Raw genomic sequence first — 17,681 nt, 5'->3', positions numbered from 1 at the left:
CGCCACAGGCCCGGGCACGCCCGGACGAAGCGATACTCTCGCCGGGCGAGATACTAGCCCAGCTAGATACTCGCCAGGCGAGATACTAGCCGAGCGAGATACTCGCCGAGCGAGATACTCGCCAAGCGAGTATCTAGCCCGGCGAGATTCAGTGGTTGGCGCAGCAGGGGGTCGGGTTGGGGACCTCGAACGGCGCGATCAGCCCGCCCGGCGCGGGCGTCGCCATCAGCACCAGCCGCCCGTCGCGGTACTGCGGCCGCACGAAGTCGCGCGTGTCGATCCGGCTGTCCGGCTCGCACGGCGGCCCTCCGAGGACCACCACCTCGTCGATCGCGCTCTCCGACAGCAGCGTTGCCACCGGCAGAATGCCCGTCAGCGACCGTACGCCCGGAAACAGCACCGCCCGCCCAGCGAGACCGGCCGCGTGGTCCGCGACCGCGGCCGCGGCGGCCTCGGTGGACGACGGGGCGACGGGCGGCGCACCGCCGGAAATGGTCACCACCACTCGGGGATCGGGGCCGTGCACGAGGTGCGTGCACGCCACCGGCGACCCCTCTGCCGCGGACAGCAGAGAGGCCAGCCAGTGCTCGGCCTCGACCGTGCCGCGGTGGCCCAGGTCGTAGCCGGCGACGGTCATCGGTTCGGGACCACCCAGATCGGGTTGGTGTAGAACCACAGGTCGGTCCACGGGTCGGCGGAGCCCAGGACGTCCATGGCCGGCCCGGCGGGGTCGACCGCCGCGCCGAGGAAGCCCGGCGCCGTACGGTTGCCGTCGGTGCCGCGCAGGCGCAGGTAGAACGGGCCGTCGGCGCGGCCGAGATCGTAGGTCAGGGTGACCCGGCCGGTCGACTGGTTCACCTCGAACGACTTCGCCACCTTGGTGCCGGGCGCGGCGAAGACGTCCCGATCCTTGACCGGGCCGGTCACCGCGCCGCGGATGACGTCGACGCGGGCCAGCTTGGGCACGAACTGCGCCCAGTTCGGGCCGTCGGCCAGGTCGATCGCGACGGCCAGCTGGACCGGCGCGCCGCGGCGGACCACCAGCGTGTCGCCGAGGGTGACCCACGAGCCGGCGGAGCGGACCCGCACGTCGAGGCCGCCGATCAGGCCGCCGTGGTCGACCCAGACCCGGCCGGCGCGCAAGCCGTTCATCACCGACGCATACGTGAAGTCGGCCGAGCCGACGTGCGTACGGCTGTAGAAGCCGGGCCAGAAGTCCGAGTTCCCGGACGCGAACGAGCCGGCGTAGACCGGGTCGTCGTAGCGGCCGTTGGTGTCGAAGTCGCCGCCGCCGGCCTTCGAGTTGTCCAGGTAGACCTTGTGCGAGTCGGAGTTCGCGGTGATCCACCACGGCTTGCCCTCGGCGAGCAGGCTGTCCCAGAGGCCGCCGACGGTGGCGGTCATCCAGTCGAAGCCGCCCCAGGTGCGGTAGCTCTCCAGCGGGTACTGCGGGAACGACGCCGCCGACGGGCTGTTGTCGTAGCCGCCGCGACCGGAGCCGGGACCGAGCGGAGCCGCGATGCCGCTCGCCTGGTGGCCGGGCGCGCCCTCGAAGCCGACCGCGATGCGCGGGTTCGCGTCGCGCCAGCCGCGGATCTCGTGCGGCGAGTCGATGCCCTTGCGGGCCGGGTGGTTGGCCAGGAACAGCGCGTCCTGTACGCGGCGCTTGGTGACCGCGTCGGCAAGGAAGTTGATGCCGCTGATCGCGAGGGCCTCGTTGGCGGGGGTCGGGTCGCCGGCGCCCTTGACCGTACCGTCGAAGGTGTTCTCGAACTCCTTGAGGACGGCGACCTCGTTGCGGCCCGGGTGCACGAAGACGGTGCCGTGCTCGGCGGCCGGGATGTTCCACTCCAGGCCCTGGAAGACCAGGGTGTCGTCGATCTCCCGGCGGGCGGCGACGATGTCCGGGTTCACCTTGTCGACACCGATCTTGGCGTGCGCGACGCTGCCGTGGTCGGTGATGACCATCCAGTCCAGGCCGTACGCGTTGGCGTGCCGCACCTGGTCGATCACCCGGTACTGGGCGTCGGAGCTGTGCTGGGTGTGGATGTGGTGGTCGCCGGCCAGCCAGAGCAGGGTGTTGATCCGCGAGCGGCCGGCCCAGGAGCGGCCGAGCGGGCCGTGGTCGTGCGCCATGGCGACCCCGGGCGCGGCGAACGCCCCGGTGGCGGCCGCGGCGGTGCCGGCGCCGAGCAGGCCGGCGCTGCGCAGGAAGCCCCGCCGGGAGACCTCGGCCGGGGAGAGTTCGCTGTCCGGAATGCTCAGGTCCAGCACGGGCTGCTCGGCCTCACCGCCCGCCGGAAGAGAATGATCGTGATCGTGCGTGTGACCCATCGGAACTCCTCGTGTCCACAGGTGACGCATGTCGAAGTCACTATCTGTGGCCACGGCTAACACCCCTTGGCGTGATCGCCAACGCCCGGCGAACAAGCCTTTGATCTGTGGCGCCCCGCCCGCCGTACCTGATGACGTGCATCGCAAAATCTGCGTGGCCGCCGCCCTGCTGACCCTCGCGGGCTGCTCCCCGGCGGCGACGACCACGACAAATGCCGCAGCACCCGTCAAGCAGGAAAAAGCGGCCACCAGCGCCGTGGCCGACTGCACCAGGGCCAAGAAGGTGGTCATCACCAGCGCGAACGCGTTCAACCCGGCGCGGCTGACCATCAAGCGCGGCGGTTTCCTGGCCGTGGTCAACCGGTCCGGCAAGGTCCACGCCCTGGCCACCACGCCCGACGCGGGCATCGTCACGAGCGTGCTGGACGTGAAGGAACGCCAGGTCATCCAGTTCCCGAAGGCCGGCACCTTCACCGTGAACGGGGCACTCCGGGTGACCGTCACCGGCGAGAGCGGGTGCGGCACGCCGAAGCCGGCGCTGACCCTCACCGACGGCGACGGGGCCAGCCCGGCGCGGCTGTCGGTCGTCGCCACCGAGAACTTCGCCGTGGTCAACAAGTCCGGCGCCGACCGGACCTTCCGGTGTACGCCCGACCCGGGCAGCAACCGCGACAACTCGCTGCTGGAGAAGGGCGAGACCCAGCTGCTCGCCATCGACCATCCGGGCAGCTACACCTGCGGGAAGGCCGTCATCACGGTCACCGGCCGCTGACGTACGGGCGGGGCGCCGGTCGTCCCGGCGCCCCGCCTCAGCCCGCCGGCGTCAGCTGCCGGCGAGGGTGGGTATCCGCTCCCGCCACGGCTCCGCCTCCTCCTCGCTCGCCAGGGCGGCGAGCTGGTGGCGCTCCTCGGCGGCGCTCCGGGCGGGCGGCACGACCGCCGCCGGCAACTCCGCCGCGGCCGGTTCCGGCGAGTCCTCGTTGTGCTTGCGGGCCAGGAAGGCACACAGCAGCGCGGGCGCCACGATCAGCAGCACCGGCAGGACGCTGTGGGTCAGGAACCAGCTGATCGCCGCGAGGACGATGCCGAACCCGATCTCGCCGCGGGTGGAGTGCAGCGCCTCCCGCACGCTGACCTTGCCGTGCGTCTTGGGCGTGACCACGAAGACCGACTTCCCGAACGCCGAGGTGACCGACGACCGCAGGCTGACGAAGAACATCGAGCCGTACAGCACGATCGAATTCAGCAGGTACGCGACCAGCCGGCGCTTCGGCATCCGGGCGAAGTGGAAGATGATGTCGTTGAGCAGAGGCGCGATCAGAAACGCCACGGTCGGTATCAACATCCACATCGGGTACGTGACCGTGTAGCCCAGCGCGGGCAGCGCGACCACGTGGATGACCACGTACAGCGAGAACAGCGCGGTCAGCGGCAAACTGTACGTGAAGAGGAAGATGTCGAGCTTCTCGAACCAGGTCATCCGCGAATTCAGAATGGTGGCGGTGTACCTCTTGATGAACTCCATGTTTCCCTGAGTCCACTTGGAGTGCCGTTTCTTGAAGGCGAAGTAGCTGACCGGGAATTCTTCCTCGCACCGGATGTCCGGGGCGAAGACGGTGTAGTAGCCGGCGTCCCGGGCGGCGATCGAGAAGCACAGGTCCTCGGCGACCACGCTGGGGAAGCCGCCCGCCGCCAGGTAGCACTCCCGGCTGACCATCGCGCCGTGGCCGAGCAGCGACAGGAAGCCGTGCCGGTCCTTCACCGTCTGGTAGGCGATCCAGTGCGAATCCACCCCGATCGCGAACGTACGCATGAAGTTGTTGCGGTTGCGGGTCGCCGAGTGGTTGGCCTGGACGATGCCCGCGTTGTCGTAGTGGGCGAAGTAGTCCAGGCTGCGGTCGATGTACCCGCTCGGGATGATCTCGTCGCTGTCCAGGATGACGAAGTAGTCGTAGTCGGCCGTACGCAGATAGTTGTTGAGGTTTCCGGCCTTGAAACCCGCCCGGTCCGGCCGGCGCACGACCGGCACGCCGTAGCGGGCGGCGAACTCGTCGACCTCGGCCCGCGATTCCGGCTTGTTGGAGTCGTCGAGGATGACGACCTCGTAGTTGTCGTACTTCTGCGCCATGCTGCGCAGCAGGCTCTCGCCCGAGAAGTCGTCGCAGGTGCAGTAGAGCAGGACGACCTTGGGCGCGGCTTCGGTGGCGGCCCGCCGGGGCACCTCGGCCAGGCGGGGGCGCTGGACGAGGTGGAAGTAGAGCGTGTAGACGATGTCCTTGGTGCCGTTCAGCCAGAAGTACGTGACGAACAGCGCGCTGGCGATGGTGAGCGCACCGAGGTACCAATGGGTCCGGACGGCGGCCGACACGACGTGTGCCATGGCCGGCACGGCCGGAATCAGGACGGCGATCCAGACCGTCAGGATCAACAGGTAGACGCGAGGCGATTTGGCCACGACTGCCCTCTCCTAGAAAAAACGATTCGTGCAGGTGGGGGTAGGGGGCTTGCCGACAAATACGCTCCATCCGAATTGATTGGCCGCCATCGTTTCCGCGCTCCACCGTATCGATCCGTCCAGAGTGGGGCAAACGCCGGTGGCATGGTCCGCGTCACGTCCCGCCACATGGATATTGCGGCGCCGTTACGGGGTGGCTGCGAAAGCTGCCGTACACCCGGGAAAGGGCGATCCACTTCGCATCAAATGAAAGAGCGCGGGTATATCGGCGCACAGCGGTGTGAAGCAAGTAACGGAGGTTTTTATTGTGAACCGGATTACCGCGCGGGTGCTGATCACGCTCGCCGTCCTGCTCGCCGCCTGCGGTCCGGGCGGTGACCTGCCGTCGAGCGTGCCGGGCTGCGCCGACCTCCCCGAGGGGGCGAGCGCCGGCGACGGGGACGTGCTGACGCCGTACCCTGGGATGAGCGGCGATCGGTTCCTGCGCGGCGCCACCCTCGACCTCGACCAGGCGGGCTCGCTGGACGCCCAGCTGCGGACCATGCGGGACCGGTACCGCATCGACACGGTGGGGGTGTATCGGCTCGACCAGCCCGAGCCGTTCTTCGCCGCGCTTGGCCGGCTCGGGATGACCGCCGTGCTGCGGCTCGAGGAGTACGACCCGGACAGCTTCGCGTTCACCGACGCCGATGTGGACCGGCTGCTGGCCCGCTATTCCGGACTGCTCGCCCAGGCCGCGGCGCCAGGTCACCGGTCGCTGGTCACCTATCTGGCGGTGAACATGCCCTTGGACGACCCGCGGGTGCAGGCCCGGCTCGGCGGCGCGAACAGCCCGCTGTCGATCTCGCGCCAGGTCGCGTACGCCTCCTCGGTGGTGGCCCGGCTGCGTCAGGTCGCCCCCGGTCTACCTGTCTATCTGGGGGTCTTCTACGGGTGGGACGGCGGGTTCCGGCCGCCCTCGTATCGGCCGGCCGGCGCCGACGGCTACTTCCTGACCAGCTACAGCTATCCCGGCGCGCACGTGCCGGGCCGGCCTGACGACGACGCGGCGCTCATCGACGCCGACCGGCGACACGCGGTGATGCGGCGGTTCCTCGACCAGTACGGCGACGCGCCGGTGGTGGTCGAGTACGGCGTGCAGACCGCCGACCATCGCGGCGGCCAGACCGCCGGCCTGGTCACGGACCGGGCCGCCAAGCGGCGGGCGCTCGCGGCCACCACCAGGTTCTACTGTGCCGGCTACGGCAACGTACGAGGCACGATGTACTTCGGCTTCAACATCGTCAAGACCGAGGGGGAGCCGCCCGGTACGGTCGACTTCGCACTCTCCTGAATACGTGCTTGTGAACAACTTGTTAAGCGCTTAGAGTCTCAGCATCGGTCAATCTAAGCGCTTAGATTTACGACCGGCTTACCTTCGTTCGTCCTCGAGCAAGGGAGTCGATCCATGCAGAGGGTGCTGTCGGCGCTTGTGGTGACCACTTTGTGCCTCCTCGGCATCACCGCGGCCACGCCCGCCCGGGCGACACCGAATGCCGCCAACTTGTTAACGCCCTACGACCCCGCCCACTACACCGACCTCTACTCCGACCCCGGTGGCCCGGTCACCGGGGCGACCTACATCTTCAACCCGACCGTCGACTGGCAGCGCCGGATGGCCTTCGACCTAGCACAGATGCGCCAGGCCGGGGTGAACACCGTCGGCCTCTACAACCTGGTGCAGATGACCGACGCCGAGCGGGACACCCTCTTCGCCGAGATCGAGCGCAACCGGATGAAGGCCGTGATCCGCGTCGAGTGGTACGACCAGCAGACCTTCGCGTTCCGCACCGCCGACGCCGATCGGGTGCTCAGCTACTACCTCTGCAACGACCCCGTCCACGGCTACACCGGCCTGCTTCCCTATCTCGTACGCCGGAACAAGCTCGCCGACGTCGCCTACCTCGCGGTGAACATGCCGGTCGACGACGGGAAGGTCAGCGGCCGCTTCGTCAACGCGCAGTACCCGGACGGCCGCAAGAACCCGCAGTGGGCCACCTCGCAGCCGCCGTACGCCGATCGCCTGCTCGCCGGCCTGCGCGCGGTGACCGGCGCGACCAAGCTGTACCTCAGCGTCTTCTACGGCTGGGACCAGTCCTACCCGACGCCCTCCTACGCCGGCATCGCGCACAAGGCCGACGGCTACTTCCTGAACAACTACTCCTACCCGATCTCCGGCACGCCCGCCGACGAGAACGCCTCCACCGCCGACCGGCTCAACGAGCCGCGCCTGCGCAGCGCCCTGGACCGGATGATCGGCCAGTACGGGACCGCGCCCAAGGTGATCGAGTACGGCTTCCACACCCTGGACTTCAACGACGGGGTGATGCCGGACCAGACCGCCGGCCTGGTGCGGACGGTCGCCGCCAAACGCAAGGCGCTCGCCGAGACGACGGCCTACTACTCGGACCCGGCTTTCGGCGTACGCGGAACCCTGTATTTCGCCGAGAACCTGTTCAAGCCGGAGGGCAACCCGCCGGCCACCATGGACTGGTCGCTCGGCGCGCCGGTCGCCGAGGCGCAGGCCGAGGACACGACGTACGTGCAGTACTACGCCGGCGGCAGCCCCGCCGACACCCAGCCGGTCGCCGACTCGACCGCGTGGGGCGGTGCCGCCGTCACGCTGAGCACCGCCGGATCCGCCCTGGTCTTCTACGACCTCGACGCGGCGTCGGTGGTGCAACTGCGGTACCGCGCCGCGCAGGCCACCGACCTGCTGATGTCGATGAACGGCGCCAGCCCTCGCACCCTGCACCTGCCGGCCGCCGCCGACTGGAGCACGTACACGGCCGACCTCGACGTGCCGTTGCAGGGCGCGGTGACCCTGCAGCGTCCCGTGTCCGGGGCGGCCGTCACCGTCGACTGGCTGGGCGGCAAGGCCGACAACGAGGCCGAGCTCGAATCGCGCACGGCCGCCACGCCGGTCGCCGCCGCCGGGGCGTCCCGGAACGAGGCCCTGCGCATGCCCGCCGGGCAGGCCAGCAGCTTCACCGTCGACCCGGTGCGTGGTGGCACGCGGGTCCAGATCCGCTACGCCGCGACGTCGGCGACGAGCGTGCACCTCGCCGGCACCACGGTGGACCTCCCGGCGACCGGCGGCTCCTATGCCACGGTCACCGCCGAGACCACGATCACCGGGGGGACTTCGCTGGTGGTCACCCGCGACGCCGGCGCCGGTGACCTCCTGCTGGACTACCTGCGGATCGACGGCCAGTACGAGGCCGAGTCGTCCGGCGGCCTCTACAACGGCGCCCACGCGGTCCCGAAGCCGGACGCGTCCGAGGGCGCCATGGCCACCTCGTTCGACGTGGTCGGCGCGTCGGTGGTCTTCTCCGGCGTCCGCGCCGGCGGCAAGCTCACGTTCCGCTACCGCGCCTCGCAGGCCGCGAGCATGACCGTCATCCTGAACGACGTCAACCACCGGATCGCCTTCCCGCCCAGTGGAGGCAATCCAGCCACCGCGACAATGTCCCTGTCCATCCCGGCAAACGCACGCCACGGGTTTGTCCCGCCCCGACCCCGGCTGGGCACCAAGACGCGGCCCCGCTCTCACATCGAGCGAGTTACTTGCTGGGCGAGTTACTTGCTGGGCGAGTTACTTGCTGGGCGAGATACTCGCGTGACGAGAGAACCTCCGTGCGGCTGGGGACGTTCGCTGGCGCGCTAGCGTGCGTCGCGTCACGGTGCGCAGATCGGTGCGCCATGGTGCGCAGAGTCCCGGCTCCGCGCCCCGGGCCAGATCTTGGAGGCGTGGCGTTCGCAGCCAACGGGAAACCTCCACCCTTCGCCGGGGCGTACGTGACGACGAAGAAATTCCGTTCGCGGCGAGCACTACGCCTTCAAGATCTGTGCCCGGGGGCGGCGCCGGGCGGTGCGCTGCGGTGCGCACCAGGGGCCGCGGCCGGATTGGCGTGGGCGAGGGCGGGCGGGGACTTCGCGGCCGTGAGCGGCGGCAGCGAGGGTGACCCGGCGCCTGGGCCGGCCCGCCCGCGTTGCAGCCCAGCCCGGATGGTGGCGGCACGCGGCCGGGACGGCACCCGGGTCGCCGGAGAAAGGCGGGACTTGGCTGACCCGTACGGTATGGGAAGTTGACGTTTTACCAGCTCAGACCGTATCCGGCCGGGAAGAGCGGGTTCGCCGTGTCGCCCGGCACGTCCTCGCGGGACGCCTCGACCGCGGCCATCGAGGACGGCAGCTCCATGGGGAGGCGGCCCTGAGGTGTGACCTCGCCGAAGAGTAGCGGCAGCAGCGCGGCGTCGGTGGCGCCGAACTCGCCGAGCGCGGCGGCGGACGCGGCGATGACCTCGGGGAGGACGGCCGCCCGATCGAGGTGGACCACCAGCACGGTCGGCACCTCGCCGAACTGGTGGACGAGTTCCGCTACTCGATCGGGCGGCAGGTCGAGCCGCCCCTGGTGGAAACCGGCCTCGTAGTCCACACCTGTGTCCCGCCGCTCGTAGGGGGCGGCCAGGCGGACCAGGGCCACCTCCGCGTCAGCCGGTTGGGAGACGACCTCGCCGTAGCGGGCGGCGACCGCGGGTTGGATGCCGTCCAAGTACATGCGCGCACCTCGGCGGAGTGGCAGCGGGCCGTTCTTGAGGAGCGTGACAGCCTGCTGTTGGGCGGACAGCCCGGCGGCGGCGAACGAGGGGTTGCCGACCACCCGCTCCGCCTCGTCCGGGTCCACATACGCGTTGTCGAACAGACCCAGGGCGAACTTCAGCCGGAGGATGCGGCGCACGGAGGCGTCGATCCGCGAGATCGGGACGGCGCCGGCAGAGACCAGTTCGACCACCAGCGAAGGGCAGGACTCGCCACCCAGCTGGTCGACGCCGGCATCGAGGATGCGGCGCACCCGCTCGATCCGGGACAGCCCCTCGGCACCCCAACAGCGGGCCGGCCAGCGCACCCCCTCGACGCGGACGTCCGTCACCAGGCCCCAGTCCGAGCAGACGACCCCCTCGTAGCCGAACCGGTCGCGCAGCCAGCCGGTGACCACCTCCCGGTTGAAGCCGAAGCCGATCTCCTCCACGCCGAGCCCGACCGGGATGGCGTAATACGGCATGACGGCCGCCGTGCCCGCGTCGAAGGCGGCCTCGAACGGCCGCAAGTGATACTCCGCGTTGCCGCCGGGATAGACCTGTTCCCGCCCGTACGGGAAATGGGCGTCCTCCCCGCGCAGCTGCGGACCCGCCCCCGGGAAGTGCTTGGTCATGCACGCGACGCTGTCCGGGCCGATCCGAGCACCCTGCAAGCCCCGGATGTACGCCGCCACGAGGTTCGACGCCAGGTCCGCGTCGGCCCCGAACGTGCCGGGCAGCCGCGACCACCGCGGCTCGGTGGCGAGGTCGGCCTGCGGCCCGAGGCTCATCCGGATGCCGACCGCCCGGAACTCGCGGCGCACCACCTCCGCGAACTCGGTCACCAACTTTTCTCCGGCGGAGGAGCCGGGCGAGGAGGCGGCCGCGGCCAGCCCGAGCGGCTCCGGCCAGCGGGAGAACGTCGTGCTCGCCATCGACGTCGCCGGGTTGTCGGTGAAGCCGTGCACCGGATCACTGGAGATCGTCACGGGGATGCCGAGCCGCGTCGACGCCGCCATCTCCTGCACCCGGTTGTGCCACTCCGCGTACTGCCGGGGCGGGATCCGCGGCGCCGCATTGAAGTGATTGATGTGCGCGTCCCGGATCAGCCGGCTCGTGGACAGCACGTCGGCCGGGATGTCGTCGCCATCGGGCCCCGGCTCGTACGGGCCGTCCGCGTCGGCGCGCAGCATCGTGTGGAACATCAGCCCCGCCTTCTCCGGCAGGGTCATCCGCTCCAGCAGTTCCTCGACGCGGTCGTCGTTCGTGGTCACAGCGCGTTCGCCCGGGCCACCTCGCCGAGCCACTTGGCGCTCGGTTTCACCGTCCGTTCGAAGCTGGTCCGGTCCACCGCGATCAGCCCGAAAGTCGGCGACCAGCGGCCCCACTCGTAGTTGTCCAGCGCGCTCCAGTGGTAGTAGCCGCGCACGTCGACGCCCTCGGCGATCGTCTCGTGCAGCCCGGTAAGCGCTTCCCTGGTGTAGTCGATGCGCCGCGCGTCGTCGGCGGTCGCGATGCCGTTCTCGGTCACGACGACGGGCACGCCGCCGGTCACCTTCCAGGCGTTGCGCACACCGATCGCCAGCGCGGCGGGGAAGTACTCCCAGCCGGTCAGCGTGGTCTCCGCGTCGGCCGGCGGGGGCAGCGCGCCGGCCCGTCCGACGAAGGTCCGGGTGTACGCCTGGACGCCCACGAAGTCGTCGCCGCGCGCGGCCTCCAGGAAGAACTCCTCCAGCGGGTAGCTGTACTCGGCCGCCTCCTGCTCGCAGCCGGGCAATGCGTGGATCGCCTGGGTGGCGACCGTCCAGCCGGAGCGCACACCGCCCCCTAGCACCTCGCGGGCCAGCCGGTGGGCACGTACCAGCTCCTTGGACACCGCCAGGTGGGGGCGGGCCATCCCATACGTGACGGGCTCGGCCGATGGATCGGCTGCACCCTCGCGACAGGCGATGATGTTCGGCTCGTTGATCGTGCAGACCCACTCGACGCCGTCCCGCACGATCGGCAGCGCGATCTCGGTGAACCGGGCGAACAACTCGGCGGCGTGCTTGTGGTGCCAGCCGCCGAGCGCGTCCATCCAGCGCGGGACGGTGAAGTGGTTGAGCGTGACCATCGGGGTGAGCCCGTTGGCGAGACAGCACTCCACCATCCGCCGGTAGTGGTCGCGCATCGCGATCGACACGTGCCCGCGCTCGGGCTCGATCCGGGACCACTCGATGCCGAACCGGTAACTGGTCAGGCCCAGGCCGGCCAGCAGTTCGATGTCCTCGGGGTACCGGTGGAAGCTGTCGCACCCGTCGCCGCTGACCTCGGGGATCTCGCTGTCAACGGCGTACTCCCGCTGCCAGTAGTCGCTGTTGACGTTGTTGCCCTCGGTCTGGTGCCCCGAGGTGGCCGCACCCCACAGAAATCCGGGCGGGAAGGTTCGCACAAGCCTCTCCTCACTTCAAACCGGTGGTGGCCACGCCCTGCACGAACCAGCGCTGGAGCGCGATGAACACGGCGACGATCGGGGCGATGACCATGACGGACCCGGCGAGCAGCAGGCCGTAGTTGGTGGCCTGCTCGCCGGTGGAGTACAGCGACAGGGCGACCGGCAGCGTGTACCGGTCCTGGTTCTGGGCCACCACCAGCGGCCACAGGAAGTTGTTCCACGACGCCAGGAAGGTCAGGATGCCCAGCGTCGCCAGCGGCGGCCCGCTCAGCGGCAGCACGATCCGGGCGAAGATGCGGAACTCGCCGGCGCCGTCGATCCGGGCCGCCTCGATCAGCGAATCGGGGATCGAACGGATGAACTGCCGCATCAGGAACACCCCGATCGGCGAGGTCAGGAACGGCAGGATCAGGCCGGCGTACGTGTTGACCAGATGCATCTTCGCGACCACCACGAACAGCGGCACGAAGGTCACCACCCCGGGCACCATGAGCGTCACCATCACCAGGGCGAACAGCGGCCGCTTGCCGGGAAAGTCGAGCTTCGCCATCGCGTAGCCGACCATCGAGCAGAAGATCAGATTCCCGAGTACGGTGACGACGGCGACGATCGCACTGTTGCGGAAGAACGTGCCGATGTGCAGCGCCACGAACCACTGCCGGTAGTTGTCGAGCGTGGGGGAGTGCGGCAGCCAGCCGCCCGGGTCGTTGAGGATCTCGCCGTCCGGTTTGATCGAGCCGAGCAGCATCCAGACGAAGGGCAGCACGGTCAGCAGCCCGGCGATGATCAGGCCCGCGTAGACCCAGAAATGATGATTCCGCCGCTTTTTGACGGACCCGGCCACCGTCTGCTCGACAACGGGTCGTTCCAAAGTCACTGTCATGTCAGTCCTTCGCCCGCAGCAGCCGGAACTGCAGAATGCTCACCGCCGCGATGGCCACGAAGACCACGTAGCTGGCGGCGGAGGCGGCCCCGTACCGGCCGAAACCGAACTGGTTGTACGTGAAGTACGTGGCCGACAGCGTCGCGTTGAGCGGCCCGCCCTCGGTCATCACGAACGGCTCCTCGAAGAACTGCAGGTAGCCGACCGAGATCAGGATCGCGCCGAGCAGCAGCGTCGGCCGCAGCAGTGGCAGCGTCACGTGCCGGAACCGCTGCCAGGCGCCGGCGCCGTCGGCGGTCGCCGCCTCGCTCACCTCGGCCGGCAGCGCCTGCAGGCCGGCCAGGAAGATCACCATCAGCGTGCCCATGTTCCGCCAGGCCGCCATGACGATCAGCGACGGCATCGCCCAGGTCGAGCTGTGCAGCCAGTCCGGCCCGGCGATGCCCACGCCGCCCAGCACCCGGTTGATCAGGCCGTCCGGCTGCAGGATGAACCGCCACACCACGGCCACGGCGACGACGCTGGTCACCACCGGCGTGTAGAAGCCGACCCGGAACACCGTGCGGAACCGGTTGACGCCGGTGTTGAGCGCCATCGCGAGCACGAGCGCCACCGCCATCGTGAGCGGGATGCCGACCAGCACGAAGTACGCGGTGTTCAGCAGGGCCCGCCGGAACACCGGGTCGGCGAACAGGTGGGTGTACTGGCGTACGCCCACGAAGTTCACCGCCCACGGTGTCGCGACGTCGCTGCTGCGGAAGTCGGTGAACGACATGACCACCGAGCTGAGCAGCGGCACCAGCATGAAGACGCCGAACACGGCGACGAACGGCAGCACGAACAGGTACGCGACCGCCGCCTGCCGCCGCCGGATGGCCGTGGTCACGCGCCGGTCCCGATGGAGGCGGCGGTGGCCTGCAGGGACTTCATCGCGGCCGCCGGGTCCTCGCCGGACACGTTGACCTTCTCCATCTGACTGTCGCCGGCCGACTGCACCTGCGTCCACTCGGCGGTGGCCGGCGGCGCGTTCACGCTGCGCAGCTGCTCGCCGAAGACGGCCAGCTTCGGGTCGCCGGAGAGCGCCGGGTCGGTCCACGCGGCCTGCGCCGAGGGCAGGTCACCGGTCGTCTTGTACCAGGCCACCTGGGTCTTCGGGTCGGCCAGGAAGCGGATCAGCTTCCAGGCGGCGGCCAAGTTGGCGGACTTCTTGAAGACCACCAGGTTGGAGCCGCCGACGAAGGACGTGGCGGTCTTGCTCTTCGGCAGCACCGCGGTGGCGTACTTCGCGGCGAACCCGGCGCCGCCGGCCTTGGCCAGCTCGCCGGCCTCGAACGGGCCGCCGATGAACATCGGCACCGTGCCGTTCACGAAGGCCGCCTCGTGCGCGCCGGGGTCGTTGCTCGGCGCCCGGTCGGCGATGCCCTCGGTGAAGAAGCTCTGGTAGAAGCGGACCGCCTGGACCATGGCCGGGTCGTCGATCGTCCAGGTCTTGCCGTCGTCCGAGGTCAGGCTGGCCCCGTTGGACCAGGCGAACGGCAGGAAGCCCTGGAAGTCCTTGGCGCCGAGGGAGACGCCGTACTTGGCACCGGCCTTCGTCTGCATCGCCTTGGCCAGCGCCTTGAAGTCGGCCCAGGTGGCCGGCGGCTTGGCGAAGCCGGCCTTGGTGGCCAGGTCGGTGCGGTAGTAGAGCACCGGGGTGTCGACGTACCAGGGGATCGCGTACGTGCCGCCGTGCAGCTGGGTGGACTTCACCGAGCCGGGGTAGAACGCGCCCGTGTCCAGGTCGGTGGGTACCGGGGCGAGCGCCCCGGCCGCGCCGAACTCGCCCATCCAGGTGGTACCGAGCTGGCCGATGTCCGGCGTGGTGCCGCCGGCGATGGCGGTCTGGTATTTGTTGTGCGCGGCGTCCCAGGGGATCGGGGTGACGTTCACCTTGACGCCCGGGTTGGCCGCCTCGAAGTCCTTGAGCAGGGTGGGCAGCCGCTCGGCCTCCGCGCCCTGGGCCCACATCGTGATGGTGCCGGTGGCCGCGCCGGTGCCGATCGCGCCGCCGGCGGCGGGCTTGTCGTCCGAGGTGGAGCGGCCGCATGCCGTGACGCAGAGGGCGCCGGCGAGCGCAATGACCAGCCCGTTCCGTATGCGTGACATCGCATCTCCTTCTGAATCTAAGCGCTTAGATTGCAGGTTAAGCGCTTAGATTCGGAGTTGGCAATGCCTGGGTCAGCAGCCGCAGCTTTCCCGCACCACGACCTGCACCGGGAGCTCGCAGAACTCCGGCGGCCGGGCCGGGTCGGCGATGTGCCGCAGCAGCACCTCCACCACGAGCCGGCCCATCTCCACCATCGGCTGGCGGACCGTGGTCAGCGTGGGCCGCGCGACCCGGCCGGCCACGATGCCGTCGAACCCGGTGACCGCGACCTCCGCCGGCACCCGTACGCCCCGGGCGGCCAGGATCTCCAGGATGTCCAGCGCCACGTCGTCGGTGGCGCAGACGAACGCCTCGGGCATCGGCAGGTCGTCGGGGAGCACCACCGCGGCACGCCCGCTCGGGGTGACCCGGGTCTGCGGCACCAGCGGCTTGCGCGGCACGCGGAGACCGGCGGCCCGCAGCGCGTCCCGGAAGCCGGCGAACCGGGCGCGACCCTCGGCCGGGTTGAGCCCGCCGACGAACAGCAGGTCACGGCGCGCGTGGTCGCGGATCAGGTGCTCGGTGACGGCCCGCATGCCGCCCCGGTTGTCCACCGTGATGTGGCTGAGCCGGTCGTCCTGCGGCGGCTCGGAGACGGCCACCACCGGGATCCGGCCGGCGATCCGCTCGAGCGCGTCGGGCGGCAGCGTCTGCGGGAAGACGGCGAGCCCGTCCACGTGGCCGGCGATGTCGGTGACCGTGTCCGTGCCACCGGCCCGGCTCGGGCCGCCGATCATCAGCGCGTAGTCGTGCTGCCAGCAGGCCAGCTCCATGCCGCGCTGGATCTCGTCGACATACAGCGGGAAATCGCGGCACGACTCGTCCGGCTCCAGCGGCGCGGCGGACGGCAGGAAATAGTCGAACGAGAACAGACCCAGCACACCGGTACGCCCGTCGGCCAGGCCGCGGGCGCTCGCCGAGGGGACGTAGTGCAGCGCGCGGGCGGAGGCGAACACCAGGTCGCGGGTGGACTCCTTGACCCGGTCGGGCCGGCGGAACGCCATGGAGACGGTCGCGATCGAGACGCCCGCGTGTCTGGCCACGTCGTAGACGGTTGCTGCCTTCGCCACGAGTGTCCCCCGGGTCGCACGAGACCTGCGCTGCTGGCCTCACGGTACACGGGCCGCGACCGGTCGACCGATTACCGGTGACCGCGCGCCTCGTGCATGATCGATCGACGAGGGGGAGTTGGTCGGCTGTGGGATGCCTGGCGTGGCTGCTGGCGATGGCCGGCGTCGGCGCCGCGTCCCTGGCGTTCGCGGTGTCCGCGCCGGCGGTGGCGTGGTGGGTCCTGGGGCTGGTGGTCGCCGGGCTGCTGGCCGGCCCGCACGTCGTCCAGCGGTGGCTGAGCCGGGCCCGCCGCACCGAGCGGCTGGCGGCCCGCTGGTGGGACGCGCACCCCGACCCGATCGAGGTGGCGTTCCTGTGCGGCGGCCCCGACCGCGTCGTTGACCTCGTGCTCACCGATCTGCTGGCCGAGCGGCGACTGACGGTCGGCGACGACGGCAAACTCGCTCTGACCGGACCGGCCGCCGCCGGCGACGACGACTTCCGCCGGCAGATCGTCGCCCGGCTCGGGCACGGCAGGGCGGACGTGGCGACGCTGCGCTTCTCGACCCGGTCGGTCGCCGTGACCCCCGAGCTGTGGCGCGCGGCCGTCCGGCAGCGGCTGATGCTGCCGGCCTGGCGCCGCGAGTACACCCCCTGGTACCTGGCCGGCGCGGTGGTCGCGGTCGGTTACCCGGTCGCCGTCGCGCTCGGCGGCTTCCGGCCCGAGGACGGACTCACCTTCGTCGCCGCGCTGGCCGCGATCGCGCTCGGCGTGGTCGCCGTCTGGCGGGCGAGATTCCTCGTCGGGTACGAGTTCGACCCGCGCACCGCCGCCGGCCTGCGCGCCGCCGAGCTGGCCTTCCTCGCCGACCTTCCGGGCGATCGCCGGCACCTGACCGCCGTGCACGGCATCCGGTCGGCGGCCGATCTCGGTGCCCGCGGCCCGGCGAGCCTCGTACGGGTGCCGCCGAGCCGCTGGCACGTGCCGTGGTACGCCCGGCGCGTCCGGGAAGAGGCGGCCCCCTGGTGGCGGGAGGTGGCCCAGTCGAGCACCGACTACGCCGAGACGCTGGGCGAACCCGACGGCGCCCAATGATCCATGCGTGGGCCGGCTCGGCCTGGTCTACGGTGGTGCCATGAGCGCCGGAGAGACCGGACGCGATCGGCGGGAGCCGCGTGACCGGCTCCTGGCGGAGCGCGAGCGTCGCGTGGCCGGCCGGGGGCGGACGCCGGTCAGCGGGAGGTCGATCTCCACGTACGGGCGGCCGACGCGCGCGCCCGGGATCTGCGCGCGGATCGTCGCGAGTTCCTGATGGACGAGCGTGATCGGGCGGCCGACGCCCGTGACCGCCGCGCGGATCGCCGCGAGCTGGCCGCCGACCGGCGGGGCGCGGCCGCCGATCACCGGGACGCGGCCGCCGATCACCGGGACGCGGCCGCCGACCGGCGGGACGCCGACGCGGACCGGCGCGATGCCGATGCCGACGACCGGACCGGCAGGCCGACCTCCGCGAACGGGACGCCGACCAGCGCGAGATCGACGGGGAATTGGCCCCACGACGCTAGGGCCTAGCTGGTGGATCACGCGGGGCTGCGGCGTGGCCCAGGCGGCGCCTGATGGCGTCCGCGAAACGGCCACATCCAACACCGGGATGCGACCGCTTCGCGGCCGACGCCAGCCACCACCTGGACCTCGCCTCGCTCCCACGTGATCCACC

The 17,681-nt window shown here is 70.6% G+C and carries 14 protein-coding genes; 5 read left to right on the top strand and 9 right to left on the bottom strand.

Annotation, left to right across the window (positions count from 1 at the left end; translation table 11 throughout):
- Window positions 1–148 precede the first annotated feature (148 nt).
- Window positions 149–637, bottom strand: a complete 489-nt coding sequence (locus IH26_RS0141330; protein ID WP_030441751.1) for a hypothetical protein — start codon at window positions 635–637, stop codon at window positions 149–151.
- Window positions 634–2,334: a PHP domain-containing protein gene (locus tag IH26_RS0141325; RefSeq protein WP_211268853.1), complete on the bottom strand. Its 1,701-nt coding sequence runs from the start codon at window positions 2,332–2,334 to the stop codon at window positions 634–636. Before IH26_RS0141325 ends, IH26_RS0141330 begins: the two co-directional genes overlap by 4 nt.
- 136 nt (window positions 2,335–2,470) lie before the next feature.
- On the opposite strand from IH26_RS0141325, the gene IH26_RS0141320 reads away from it, so the two are divergent.
- Window positions 2,471–3,106: a cupredoxin domain-containing protein gene (locus IH26_RS0141320; protein ID WP_157437633.1), complete on the top strand. Its 636-nt coding sequence runs from the start codon at window positions 2,471–2,473 to the stop codon at window positions 3,104–3,106.
- A gap of 51 nt (window positions 3,107–3,157) precedes the next feature.
- On the opposite strand, the gene IH26_RS54620 is transcribed toward IH26_RS0141320, so the two are convergent.
- Window positions 3,158–4,789: a glycosyltransferase family 2 protein gene (locus tag IH26_RS54620; RefSeq protein ID WP_063763817.1), complete on the bottom strand. Its 1,632-nt coding sequence runs from the start codon at window positions 4,787–4,789 to the stop codon at window positions 3,158–3,160.
- A gap of 307 nt (window positions 4,790–5,096) precedes the next feature.
- Between IH26_RS54620 and IH26_RS0141310 the strand changes: the two genes are divergently transcribed.
- Together IH26_RS0141310 and IH26_RS0141305 are read left to right on the top strand one after the other, a co-directional pair.
- Window positions 5,097–6,122, top strand: coding sequence for a hypothetical protein (locus IH26_RS0141310; RefSeq protein ID WP_030441747.1), 1,026 nt, complete (start codon window positions 5,097–5,099; stop codon window positions 6,120–6,122).
- A 114-nt stretch (window positions 6,123–6,236) separates the two neighbouring features.
- On the top strand, window positions 6,237–8,495 hold the full coding sequence (locus tag IH26_RS0141305; protein WP_157437632.1) for a hypothetical protein: 2,259 nt from the start codon (window positions 6,237–6,239) through the stop codon (window positions 8,493–8,495).
- A gap of 429 nt (window positions 8,496–8,924) precedes the next feature.
- Here the strand turns inward: IH26_RS0141305 and IH26_RS0141300 are convergent, their stop codons facing one another.
- The 6 genes from IH26_RS0141300 to IH26_RS0141275 form a co-directional block, all read right to left on the bottom strand.
- Window positions 8,925–10,682, bottom strand: a complete 1,758-nt coding sequence (locus IH26_RS0141300) for a glycoside hydrolase family 3 protein (RefSeq protein WP_030441745.1) — start codon at window positions 10,680–10,682, stop codon at window positions 8,925–8,927.
- Window positions 10,679–11,839: a glycoside hydrolase family 1 protein gene (locus IH26_RS0141295; RefSeq protein WP_030441744.1), complete on the bottom strand. Its 1,161-nt coding sequence runs from the start codon at window positions 11,837–11,839 to the stop codon at window positions 10,679–10,681. Before IH26_RS0141295 ends, IH26_RS0141300 begins: the two co-directional genes overlap by 4 nt.
- A gap of 10 nt (window positions 11,840–11,849) precedes the next feature.
- Window positions 11,850–12,725: a carbohydrate ABC transporter permease gene (locus tag IH26_RS0141290; protein WP_030441743.1), complete on the bottom strand. Its 876-nt coding sequence runs from the start codon at window positions 12,723–12,725 to the stop codon at window positions 11,850–11,852.
- A gap of 1 nt (window position 12,726) precedes the next feature.
- The gene (locus IH26_RS0141285) at window positions 12,727–13,611 is read right to left on the bottom strand and encodes a carbohydrate ABC transporter permease (protein WP_030441742.1); all 885 of its coding nucleotides are present in this window, start codon (window positions 13,609–13,611) and stop codon (window positions 12,727–12,729) included.
- Complete coding sequence (locus tag IH26_RS0141280) at window positions 13,608–14,873, bottom strand: sugar ABC transporter substrate-binding protein (RefSeq protein ID WP_030441741.1); 1,266 nt, start codon at window positions 14,871–14,873, stop codon at window positions 13,608–13,610. Before IH26_RS0141280 ends, IH26_RS0141285 begins: the two co-directional genes overlap by 4 nt.
- A 72-nt stretch (window positions 14,874–14,945) precedes the next feature.
- Window positions 14,946–15,956 carry a LacI family DNA-binding transcriptional regulator gene (locus IH26_RS0141275; RefSeq protein ID WP_211268852.1) on the bottom strand — a complete coding sequence of 337 codons (1,011 nt, stop codon included), beginning with the start codon at window positions 15,954–15,956 and terminating at the stop codon, window positions 14,946–14,948.
- Between the two features lie 155 nt (window positions 15,957–16,111).
- Between IH26_RS0141275 and IH26_RS0141270 the strand changes: the two genes are divergently transcribed.
- Together IH26_RS0141270 and IH26_RS60460 are read left to right on the top strand one after the other, a co-directional pair.
- Window positions 16,112–17,059, top strand: a complete 948-nt coding sequence (locus tag IH26_RS0141270; RefSeq protein ID WP_030441739.1) for a TIGR04222 domain-containing membrane protein — start codon at window positions 16,112–16,114, stop codon at window positions 17,057–17,059.
- A gap of 216 nt (window positions 17,060–17,275) precedes the next feature.
- Entirely contained in the window at window positions 17,276–17,536 is a 261-nt protein-coding gene (locus tag IH26_RS60460) for a hypothetical protein (protein WP_157437631.1), read from the top strand.
- Window positions 17,537–17,681 lie beyond the last annotated feature (145 nt).

The organism is Actinoplanes subtropicus, assembly GCF_000721705.1.
Lineage (GTDB): Bacteria > Actinomycetota > Actinomycetes > Mycobacteriales > Micromonosporaceae > Actinoplanes > Actinoplanes subtropicus.
The sequence above is the reverse complement of the archived record's forward strand: the minus strand, read 5'-3'. Positions and strand labels throughout refer to the sequence as shown.